The organism is Vibrio sp. S9_S30, assembly GCF_014694455.1.
Taxonomy (GTDB): Bacteria; Pseudomonadota; Gammaproteobacteria; order Enterobacterales; family Vibrionaceae; genus Vibrio.
The window spans coordinates 1-11,126 of record NZ_JAAUWT010000040.1; the positions used below are offsets into that span (position 1 = coordinate 1).

11 protein-coding genes are annotated in these 11,126 nt (G+C 44.0%); 4 read left to right on the forward strand and 7 right to left on the reverse strand.

The window, feature by feature from the left end:
* Nucleotides 1-144 precede the first annotated feature (144 nt).
* Complete coding sequence (locus HC752_RS23085; protein ID WP_190337550.1) at nt 145-840, reverse strand: oxidative stress defense protein; 696 nt, start codon at nt 838-840, stop codon at nt 145-147.
* Between the two features lie 82 nt (nt 841-922).
* Nucleotides 923-1,819: a LysR family transcriptional regulator ArgP gene (locus tag HC752_RS23090; protein ID WP_190337559.1), complete on the reverse strand. Its 897-nt coding sequence runs from the start codon at nt 1,817-1,819 to the stop codon at nt 923-925.
* A gap of 135 nt (nt 1,820-1,954) precedes the next feature.
* Between HC752_RS23090 and HC752_RS23095 the strand changes: the two genes are divergently transcribed.
* Both HC752_RS23095 and HC752_RS23100 read left to right on the forward strand, forming a co-directional pair.
* The gene (locus HC752_RS23095) at nt 1,955-2,584 is read left to right on the forward strand and encodes a LysE family transporter (RefSeq protein WP_190337551.1); all 630 of its coding nucleotides are present in this window, start codon (nt 1,955-1,957) and stop codon (nt 2,582-2,584) included.
* A 32-nt stretch (nt 2,585-2,616) separates the two neighbouring features.
* Nucleotides 2,617-3,105, forward strand: a complete 489-nt coding sequence (locus HC752_RS23100; RefSeq protein WP_190337552.1) for a YbaK/EbsC family protein — start codon at nt 2,617-2,619, stop codon at nt 3,103-3,105.
* Between the two features lie 115 nt (nt 3,106-3,220).
* Here HC752_RS23100 and mscS read toward each other — a convergent pair whose 3' ends face one another.
* The 4 genes from mscS to epd form a co-directional block, all read right to left on the reverse strand.
* Nucleotides 3,221-4,087, reverse strand: a complete 867-nt coding sequence (mscS, locus tag HC752_RS23105; protein WP_190337553.1) for a small-conductance mechanosensitive channel MscS — start codon at nt 4,085-4,087, stop codon at nt 3,221-3,223.
* Nucleotides 4,088-4,374: 287 nt separating this feature from the next.
* A complete protein-coding gene (fbaA, locus tag HC752_RS23110; protein ID WP_190337554.1) occupies nt 4,375-5,451 on the reverse strand; it encodes a class II fructose-bisphosphate aldolase in 1,077 nt (358 codons plus the stop codon).
* A gap of 155 nt (nt 5,452-5,606) precedes the next feature.
* Nucleotides 5,607-6,767, reverse strand: a complete 1,161-nt coding sequence (locus HC752_RS23115) for a phosphoglycerate kinase (RefSeq protein WP_190337555.1) — start codon at nt 6,765-6,767, stop codon at nt 5,607-5,609.
* 138 nt (nt 6,768-6,905) lie between these two features.
* Complete coding sequence (gene epd / locus HC752_RS23120) at nt 6,906-7,931, reverse strand: erythrose-4-phosphate dehydrogenase (RefSeq protein WP_190337556.1); 1,026 nt, start codon at nt 7,929-7,931, stop codon at nt 6,906-6,908.
* Between the two features lie 198 nt (nt 7,932-8,129).
* On the opposite strand from epd, the gene HC752_RS23125 reads away from it, so the two are divergent.
* Nucleotides 8,130-8,366 (forward strand): hypothetical protein, encoded by a 237-nt coding sequence (locus tag HC752_RS23125; RefSeq protein WP_190337557.1) that lies wholly within the window; start codon nt 8,130-8,132, stop codon nt 8,364-8,366.
* Nucleotides 8,367-8,772: 406 nt separating this feature from the next.
* Nucleotides 8,773-10,512, forward strand: coding sequence for a hypothetical protein (locus HC752_RS23130; RefSeq protein WP_190337558.1), 1,740 nt, complete (start codon nt 8,773-8,775; stop codon nt 10,510-10,512).
* Nucleotides 10,513-10,590: 78 nt separating this feature from the next.
* Here the strand turns inward: HC752_RS23130 and HC752_RS23135 are convergent.
* The coding region (locus tag HC752_RS23135; RefSeq protein ID WP_274602124.1) for a transketolase-like TK C-terminal-containing protein at nt 10,591-11,126 on the reverse strand (536 nt) is incomplete at its 5' end.

Consider the following 11,126-nt stretch of genomic DNA (forward strand, 5'->3'; position numbering starts at 1 on the left):
GGATTGCTAGTATGAAGCATGAGAGTTACCTCTTATTGTCTTTGATTAGTGATTAAGCACCTTTAATCAAAGTGGGTAACTCTCTTCTTTTCAAATTGAAGTGTCAGATCTAGTCGGAACTAATACACTTAAACATTTAGCGGCTTAATCTTTCAGCTTGTAAGTCACATCCACCCGATCACGGATGACAATACTGGAATCTTGATAGGTATTGGATGCCTTTTCCGCGCCAAGCGCCATGCTTCGCATTAACATCGGACGGTTTGAATTATTATCGTAGCTGATTTTCCATACACCATCCACTTCGCGTTCAAAACCTTTCGCTAAAAACGTTGCTTTCTGGGTCGCATCTTTGATTGCCGCTAAACGTGCTTGCTCTTGATACTTAGATTCGTCTTTTACTTTTAATTGAATATCATCAATGCGATTGATCCCATCGCCTAAGGCACCATCCAGATAACTGTTTAAGTTACCTAACACTTCAACCGTCACAGTCACACTGCGAGAAGCTTGATAACCAACCAATTCGACCTTGCCACTTTTTGGATAATGATACTGTGATGCCAAATACAAATTCGTACTGGCTATGTTATCCTGCTTCACCCCGGCAGTGGTTAGACGCTCAACAAAGGAGTTCACTGTTTTATCTACCGCTTGCTTTGCCTGTTCAGCCGTCAACATAGTTTCCACAACTTGAACAGTAAACTCCGCCATATCTGGCACTGCGGTCACTTCGCCGTATCCCGACGTAGAAATATGTGGAAATGAAAGCTCTTCTGCTTTCACAGGAACCATCATCACTCCCATGAGCAACACACCAATCATCGATAATTTTTTCATGCCGTTCTCCTAAGGGTTCGTTGTAATAATAAACGCTAACATCAGAGGTTGACTCCATTCATATTCATATTTGACACAAAGTTTACTGTGGGAGGTGTTGCCTCGCATATTGAATAATCGACTGAGAGACTTCTTTTAGCACTCCACTCTCTAACTGCCAGTGATGCCAATACATACGGTGAGAGAGGAAGAAACTCGGCGTGATGTCGATCAACAGACCTTTCTTAAGCTCCGATTCAATTTGCTGCTTAGGAATCAAGCAATAAGCCACACCGCTGATGGCCAGTTTCACGAACGCTTCCGAACTTCGAACAGTATGTTTCAATACGCTACCGATGGGTAAATTGAAATGCTGATGAACAAAGCGTTCGTGCATGTCATCATGCTGATCGAAAGCCACAGCTGGCGCTCGCTTTAACGACTCTCTATTCACCCCTTCAGGAAAGTAAATCCGGCAAAACTCTGGACTTGCCACACACAAATAGTCCACCCTCCCTAGGTAATCGGCGTCACACCCCGACATTGGCTGAGATTCAAGGCTTATTGCTCCAACCACTTCACCACTTCGAAGTTTATCAATGGTTCTTCCTTCATCATCAACCACCAAATTCAGCTCAATTCGCTTTTGTTTCAGAAGAGGTGACAAACTGGGTAGAAGCCACGTTGCAAGGCTATCAGCATTGGTCGCCAAGGCAACGGACAACGGGCGCTCACTGTTTTCTGTACTTAACTCTGGCAACAGCTCTTCTTCTAACAAGCACACCCGACGATATAGCCCAAGCAATTTCTTACCCGCTTGTGTTGCTCGTGGCGGCTGTTCTCGAACCAATACCGGCTGTGCTAACCATTTTTCTAGCTGCTTAATCCTTTGTGATACCGCCGATTGAGAAATACACAACTGTTCCGCTGCTCTCTCGAAACCTCTTTGGTTAAGCACGCTATCTAGTGCTTCAACCCAACGATAATCCAGTCCGCGCATCTTAGTCCCCACCATATTGCCAAGATATAAGCATAACTTATCATTCATTAAAATTATTAGTTTAATTTATTTTTATATTCCCCTTATCCTTGCGGCTCAATTTTGACATTTCTATTTTTAAGTAAGGGTAACGTTGTGAACTTCTGGGTGTTATTGCAAGGTTTTGGGTTAGGTGCCACCATGATCATTCCGATTGGAGCGCAGAACGCGTATGTACTGAATCAAGGCATTAAGCGTAATCACCATCTGACAACCGCGACAATCTGTAGCTTACTGGATGTTTTCTTCATCTCTCTCGGTATTTTTGGCGGTGGCGCTATCCTGTCTCAAAACGAACTCTTGCTCACTTCGGTCACTTTGGGTGGCATCGCTTTTCTGACCATCTATGGTCTTATGTCTTTAAGAAGTGCGTTCGCTCCAGCAGAACAACGAGAATCTAGCGCTCAAATCACAGCTAGAGGAAAGCGTGCAGTGGTCTTAGGTGCACTCGCGGTTACGGTTCTGAACCCTCACCTGTATTTAGATACTGTCGTCATTTTGGGTTCAATCGGAGGACAATATGAAGGGCATGATCGTATTGCTTTTGCTATTGGAACAATTTTGGCCTCGTTTGCTTGGTTTTACAGTCTGTCTCTTGGTGCCGCAAGACTGGGACCAACGCTCTCTAAACCTAAAGTGAAAAAAGGAATTGATATTGGCGTTGCCACTATGATGTTTGCTATTGCGACTATTCTCGCGAAAGGCTTGTGGCAACAGTACATGTAGTGTAGGTATGCTTAAAGCGCAGAGGAGATTACATGGATGTAATCCAGCAAATTTACCAAAGAAACATTAAGCTTTTAAACCAACTGAATATCGCATTCAATGAATGGCAGCATCGCCCAATTTTGGACGTTACCACAGACGAAGCAGTGGCCAAAGAATTTGGCTGGACAGGTACGTTATCTAAAAGTTTATTTCTGAAAGTCAAAGGCGGTGGTTACGCGCTTTACTTAACCGATAAAGATAGCCGTCTCAATGCAAAAGGCATTAAGGGGATTTTAGGGAAACGGGTATCCATTTGTGATAATCAAGAAATGACCGCAGCGACAGGTTGTTTAGCTGGGGCGGTTTGCCCGTTTACATTACCCAGCTCAGTCCCGATTATTTGGGATGCTTCACTACGAGAACACGATGAACTGCTTTATACCCCCGGAGACCCTGCTGTAACCATTGGGTTTCATGTCCTCCACTTGGAAAAGCTTCTAGCGTTTATAGAAAACCCTATCTTTACCTTAGCCAAATAGACCACACCCTCATTAAGATTAAGCAAAGAAGAAAGTCTCTCAAAAAATTAAGGCGCTTAACTCAGTAAGCGCCTTATCTCAATGCAAATGTCTTAATCGACCAATCCAGCTACAATCAATCGACTTTGTTCACATGTACATTCATTTGAGGGAATGGTATTTCAATACCCGCTTCATCAAGAGCTTCTTTAATCGCCTGTAGAGAGTCGAAATAAACACTCCAATAATCCGCTGTTTTCACCCAAGGGCGAACAACAAAATTAACCGAAGAATCAGCAAGCGCAACAACACCAATGGTCACGCCTGGATCTTTCAAAATACGCTCATCTTTTGCCAATGTTTCTGCGATGATTTCTTGGGTTTTCTTAAGGTCAGCGCCATAAGAAACACCAATAACATGATCAATACGTCTTGTTTGGTGACGAGAGTAGTTTGTTATCGGACCGCCAATTACACCACCGTTAGGAACGATAACCATTTTGTTATCTGGTGTCGTCAACACGGTTTGGAAAATTTGGATGGATTCAACGGAACCGGATACACCACCGATTTCAACGTAATCGCCCGATTTAAACGGACGGAACGCGACGATAAGTACGCCCGCTGCAAAGTTAGACAGAGAACCTTGAAGCGCTAAACCCACTGCTAAGCCAGCCGCACCAATGACGGCAACGACAGAGGCAGTTTGTACACCTAGGCGACCCAAAGCAGCAATGAGTACGATAACGAACAATAAGTAACGAACCAGCGCGTGAATAAATTCCACGACCGCCTTATCCATGTTCTTCTTCTTCAGTACCTTCGCAACGCTATTAGCAATTGCTTTAATAATGATATTACCGACAAACAATATAAGAACTGCGGAGAGAATGTTTACTCCATATTGAATGAAGAGATCTGAGTTATTTGCTAGCCAAGATTCCATTTCACTAACTCCTCCTGTTAAGTTTAGTTTATCAACCACTGATGGTTCGCTTGCCATTCCTTTTATACCTCTATGTTTTTCTTTGAATCGTTATGTTTCACTCCCTACCAACGCTGAACCGCGAGATTAGGGAATGGTGCCTCTATGACAGAATCCGGACAAAATATCTTACAATTGGGCATATGAAAAGTCATAGCAACATTAATTTTGAGACAAAAACTAAAAAAGATGGGCTCCTCAAGAAAGCACGATGTCGGTTAGCCCTTCAACGTGAGTCGACTTGATAGAATCACAGACACAAAAAAACCCGCTCGAAAGCGGGTTTAATACGTAAAAATGACAACTTATAACACGTCGACAGCGTTCAAGTCAGCGAATGCTTGCTCAAGACGAACAACCATTGAAGACTGTGCAGCACGTAGCCATACGCGTGGGTCGTAGTACTTCTTGTTAGGCGCGTCCTCACCCGTCGGGTTACCGATTTGGCCTTGTAGGTATTCACGATTTTCTGCTTCGTACGCGCGGATACCATCCCAAGTTGCCCACTGAGTATCCGTATCGATATTCATCTTGATCACACCGTAACCAATTGACTCTTGGATCTCTTCTTGAGTAGAACCCGAACCACCGTGGAATACGAAGTTTAGAGCATTTGGAGCAATACCAAACTTCTCTGCACAGTATGCTTGAGAGTCACGTAGGATAGTTGGCGTCAGTACAACATTACCAGGCTTGTATACACCGTGTACGTTACCGAAAGATGCAGCGATAGTGAAACGTGGGCTGATAGCATTCAGTTTCTCATATGCGTAAGCGACGTCTTCTGGAGAAGTGTAAAGATCAGACGCGTCCATGTGAGAGTTGTCTACGCCATCTTCTTCACCGCCAGTACAACCGAGTTCGATTTCCAACGTCATGTCCATTTTAGCCATGCGCTCTAGGTACTTAGCAGAGATCTCGATGTTCTCTTCTAGCGACTCTTCAGAAAGGTCAATCATGTGAGAAGAGAATAGAGGCTTACCAGTTTGCTTGTAGAACTCTTCACCTGCATCCAATAGCCCATCAATCCATGGAAGCAGTTTCTTAGCTGCATGGTCAGTATGCAGAATTACTGGTACACCGTAAGCTTCAGCTACAGCGTGAACGTATTTCGCGCCAGCTACCGCACCAAGGATTTGAGCACCTTGACCTTCAAGTTTAACGCCTTTACCAGCGAAGAAAGCCGCACCGCCATTCGAGAACTGAACGATTACAGGCGCTTTAACTTTAGCTGCTGCTTCTAGTACTGCGTTTACAGAGTCAGTACCAACACAGTTAACCGCTGGAAGTGCAAAGTTGTTTTCTTTTGCAACTTCAAAAACTTTCTGAACGTCATCACCAGTGATAACACCTGGCTTTACGAAGTCGAAGATCTTAGACATGGATGTAATCCTATTTATCTGTCGTTTTAAAAATAAAACTGGGTAAGTTTAAATTCTTGCAAACGTTTGCTCACAACGCGGGGTATTCTAGCAGAGAACCATTCAGCGTGCAGCAAACAAGAAAGCGGGAATACCGTTCCCGCTTTCCATTATTCTTACTTAGCGCGCTCTTCAAGCATGGCCACTGCTGGCAGCACTTTGCCTTCAACGAACTCAAGGAATGCGCCGCCACCTGTAGAGATGTAAGAAACATCAGCCTTGATACCGAACTTGTCGATGGCTGCTAGTGTGTCACCACCACCAGCGACAGAGAACCCTGCGGATTCCGCGATGGCTTTAGAGATACCTGCAGTACCCGCTTCGAAGTTTTTGAATTCGAATACGCCGACAGGACCATTCCAAAGGATAGTTTTCGCATTGCCGATGATTTCAGCTAGGGCAGCGGTGGAATCTGGACCAAGGTCGAAGATCATGTCGTCGTCTGCAACTTCAGACACATGCTTGATTTCTGCTTCTGCATTCTCGTCGAACGCTTTGGCACATGCCACGTCAGTTGCAACTGGGATTGAGCACTCTTTCATTAGCTTTTGAGCGGTTTCAACGAGGTCAGCTTCGTACAAAGACTTACCAACGTTGTGACCTTCAGCAGCGATAAATGTGTTCGCGATACCACCGCCAACAACCAGTTGATCGGCCACTTTAGACAGTGAATCAAGAACCGTCAGTTTAGTCGACACTTTAGAACCACCCACAATCGCCACTAATGGACGCTCAGGGTTATCCATTGCTTTAGCTAGCGCTTCCAGTTCAGCAGCAAGAAGAGGACCAGCACAGGCTACAGGTGCATGCATACCCACTCCGTGTGTAGAAGCCTGTGCACGGTGTGCCGTACCAAACGCGTCCATCACAAAGATGTCACACAATGACGCGTACTGCTTAGAAAGTGCTTCTTCGTTCTTTTTTTCGCCTTTATTAAAACGAACATTTTCAAGAACAACAAGCTCACCGGCGTTTAGCTCTAGACCATTTAGGTAGTCTTTTGCTAGCTTAACGTCGCAGTCTAGAGCGTCGTTTAGGTAGTTAACAACAGGGGCGAGAGAGAACTCCTCGTTGTATTCACCTTCAGTAGGACGGCCAAGGTGAGAAGTAACCATTACTTTTGCACCAGCTTCTAAACAAAGCTTAATAGTCGGTAGAGACGCAAGAATACGTGCATCTGAAGTTACTTTACCGTCTTTTACTGGCACGTTCAGGTCAGCACGGATGAATACGCGTTTACCTGCTAGTTCCAGGTCAGTCATCTTGATTACAGACATGGTTTGTCCTCTCAATGTTTCAATTTTAAAGTTTGGTAGCCCAGCATCATGCTCAGCCAATAAATTCTTACTCTGGTGCTTACTTTGGGGCAAGTACACTTATTTCAAGCCCCGAAATTAAAACTTTCACCGCTTAATTCAACGCAATTTGCACATAGCAATTGCGGTATCCAGCATCCGGTTAGCAAAACCCCATTCGTTATCACACCACACCAACATCTTGACGAGATGTCCGTTGCTCACCCGTGTTTGTGAACCATCCACTATGGCGCTGTGGGAATCGTGATTGAAATCGATGGAAACTAACGGCGCCTCAGTATAGTCAACAATGTTATCTAATGTACACCGAGAAGCATTAATAATGGTTTGATTTACGTCATTAACTTTCACATTTGTATTTATTGTTACACTCAAATCCATTGCAGTAACATTTACTGTGGGCACGCGTACCGAAATCGCTTCAAATTTGTTAGAAAATTTCGGGAATATACGCTCAATTCCCAAATGCAACTTTGTGTCGACAGGAATAATGGATTGGCTGGCTGCTCGGGTGCGTCGCAAATCGGGGTGATATGCATCAATCACCTGCTGATCATTCATTGAGGAATGGATAGTCGTAATGGTTCCCGAATCGATGCCGAAGGCATCATCAAGTACCTTGATAATCGGAACGATACAGTTTGTCGTACAGGACCCATTAGATACCACTTTGTGTTCTGCTTTTATAGATTCATGATTCACACCATAGATTACGGTATTGTCCAAATCATGAGCACCCGGATGCGAAAACAGGACTTTCTTGGCTCCAGCCGCAATATGCCTTTGACCATCAGCTTGAGACCCATATACACCAGTACAATCCAGTACGATATCAACCCCTAAGTCTCGCCAAGGAAGTAATTCAATCCCCTCCAAATGCAAAATACGAACAGAATCACACTCACCACCATCATGATGAATAAAAAGATGGTCGTGGTCATGAGAGACTTTTTTAAAAAATCGACCGTGCGAGGTGTCATACTGAAGTAAGTGCGCCATCGCTTCTGGCTGCGCTAACTCGTTGACTGCAACCACTTTGATCTGTTGGTTTTTACCGCTTTCATAAACCGCGCGCAGCACGTTGCGCCCTATTCGACCAAATCCGTTGATCGCGACTTTTAGCATCTCTGCTGTCCTCACATAAATTGCGTGGTACAGATAGTAACTGATATTGCTGAAAGTGCACAGAAAGCCCTAAATAATTGAAGTCAGTCGCAACCAACCACACCATCAATTGAACTTTCTAATATTCATATTTATAAAACCAAGTAGCTATCCTTTGGCACTTTTGATACCCATTTATTCACCAAAGGGCACACGCATATGACAGAATGGTCAGTCGAACAATATTGTGATACTTGTAGGAAAACCACACCACATAAAGAAATAATGGTACGTAAGCCAAGCCGCTACGATACCGACTGTTCTATACTCGGGCGAATTAAGTTATTTGTTCATTCATGGATAAACGCTGGCGAATACCACGATACGGATCGCTACGTGACCTGCAAGGTATGCAACCATCAAGTGCTGGATAATCGCGGTAGCGAATTTGAATAATAAGAAACCGAGCTGCTGGCTCGGTTTTGTTTTTTAGGCTAAAAAACGGTGTTTTCCACTTCCACAATATTTCAAACTGTAAAATCAAAATCAAACACTTTGAATCGTTCTTCTGCTGTGGGTAGGCAGTCAACACGATTGCCCCTCCTTAAAGAAAACGAATCAAAAATATATGAGAAGCCCCCTTTCATTTCCCATCCATGTTGTAAGCGGAATATCGAGCTCAAAAAAACGAACGATAAAGCCTTCATTAACAAAAAATTACAAATATTTTATAGATACCTAGCATAAATATAAATTCACATTCTAGAACCCAAATACTCGTTATTTCATCATCAAAGGTAGCCATTCATCTCAAGTGAACCAAGCACGCTTGAGAAAAATACACTTAAACCGGAGAGCAAATATGAAGTACACAATGGTAGGAACGATACTTGGTATCACTTCCTTAACCTCTATGCCATCTTTCTCAAATACTCACTGTGCACAAACAACACAAGCCATATCTTGTGATGGCAAACAAGGGATCTTTTATGCTTTTAATAATGGCACAGCACAGCCATATCAAGTTGGGCAAATGCCGCTACTCTCAACAGGAATCAATCAACAGCTTTCCGTTGCCATTTGCAATTACAACAACAATAACGTGAATCAGGCTAGGCTTAGTGCCGATGTTCAAATGAGCCACCTAGTTCCTACCATCATTGCAAACTTGTCAGACTCCTCCCACTTAAGAGTGGACATCGTCAATAGTGCTAATGTGAACGTAAACCAGACTCTGATTGTTGGAGATAAGCTCCCAGAAGGACCAGCTAACAACAATAACTCCAAAAATATTATTGGCAGTACCTTTCAAGACTCAGATATCACTAAAATCGAAACCGGGAATGAGCCTGCGCTCATTGATGATGTGGTTTATGGTGTTATCGGCAAAGACGTTCAAGCCAGCATCAATATTCGAAATTCTGCAAATGTTGAGCTGCTTCATCCCCAGAGTGAGCTTTATATAGGTAAAGGGAGTTTGATTGAAGAACTGATCAATAGACCAAATAACCATGCGAACGCTCAATTGTCGGGAGGGTGTTTCGAAACCAACATACAAAACAGTGCCAATGTTCGAGGAAGTGGAAAAACGTACATTCGCGATGGTCAACTTGAGAATGAGAACTTTGATTATGGCACCAACGGAACCGATATCTATGTAACAAAACGTGATGTTGCCAATGTAACCGGTAGCGAAGTGCATATTTTTGATGGTGAGTTATCGGATGAAACGGTGGATACAGGAAACATTGAAAACAGTACTTTCCGTTTAGAATTAACCAATGTTGGAACGGTTCAAGCAAGTTATTTACGCATTATCGATGGCGAACTCGTTGATGAACTGATAGATGCTGGGGACATTAATAACTCTGGCATAACTGCCAACACTCATAATGTGGCAACGTTTAGAGGGGATCGGCTTGTTATCAATGAAGGGGAGCTGCTTGACGAAACGATCGATAGCAACAACATTTTCAGATCCAATGTGAATATCTTGCACAGATTTTCAGCGACCGCGACCGCGACAGACTGGATAACGATATTCGAAGGGGAATTGATGGATGAAGTCTTCGACTCTGAAAATATCCGATTATCGACGGTCAATACCCAAATATATAATTCCGCGAATGCGGATACTTCAACGGTTTCGATCACCCAGGGAGAGCTTATTGATGAAGTTGTGGATGCTGAGAATATTACTGAAAGCTCTACGATTGATATCACCATCAGTCATTCGGGGAAAGCGTTTGGATCCAAAGCCGTGAACATTAAAAATGGTGAACTGATTGATGAAGTGATTGATAACCGCAGCATCAATAATTCTCAAATACTGGTTCGTGTTGACAACAGTGCCTTAGCTGGTAAAGGCGGTATCGCAGATAACTCTGTCAGCATCAGCTCTGGAGAGCTCATTGATGAGCTCGTAGACAGTGAACAAGGGATTACTGGCAGCCATGGGCACGTAACTTTAATGAATTCAGCGAATACCTTTGCAGCACATGTTAACTTTCCACCTTCGACACACACAGACTTAATTATCGATAGCCCTATTAATGATCGTATCACGTATGAAAAAATCAATACGAACATGCAAAACCCATAATTACATACAGCTTGAATAAAGTGAAATTATGGATAAACACCCGAAGCACCACTTCGGGTGTTTCCATCTAAACTTCGATCACGCCAACAACTCGTTTGCTGTCTCGACCACGTTTTCAACCGTGAAGCCGAACATCTTGAACAATTCGTCTGCTGGTGCCGATTCACCGAATGTCGTCATACCGATAATGCGGCCATCAAAGCCCACATACTTGTACCAGAAGTCGGCGATACCCGCTTCCACAGCGATACGCGCTGTGATGTCTGAAGGCAGTACCGACTCGCGGTAAGCCGCATCTTGCTTGTCGAACGCATCCGTTGAAGGCATAGAGACCACGCGTACTTTCTTACCAGCTTCCGTCAGTTTGGCTGCGGCTTCTACCGCCAGCTCGACTTCCGAGCCCGTCGCAATCAAGATAAGCTCTGGCTTGCCGTCGCTGTCTTTCAGGATGTAGCCACCTTTTGCGATGTCTGCCACTTGTGCAGCATCACGAGCTTGCTGCGCGAGGTTTTGACGAGAGAAGATAAGCGATGTAGGGCCATCTCTGCGCTCAATCGCCAGTTTCCACGCTACCGCCGATTCCACTTGGTCACACGGGCGCCATGTGCTCATGT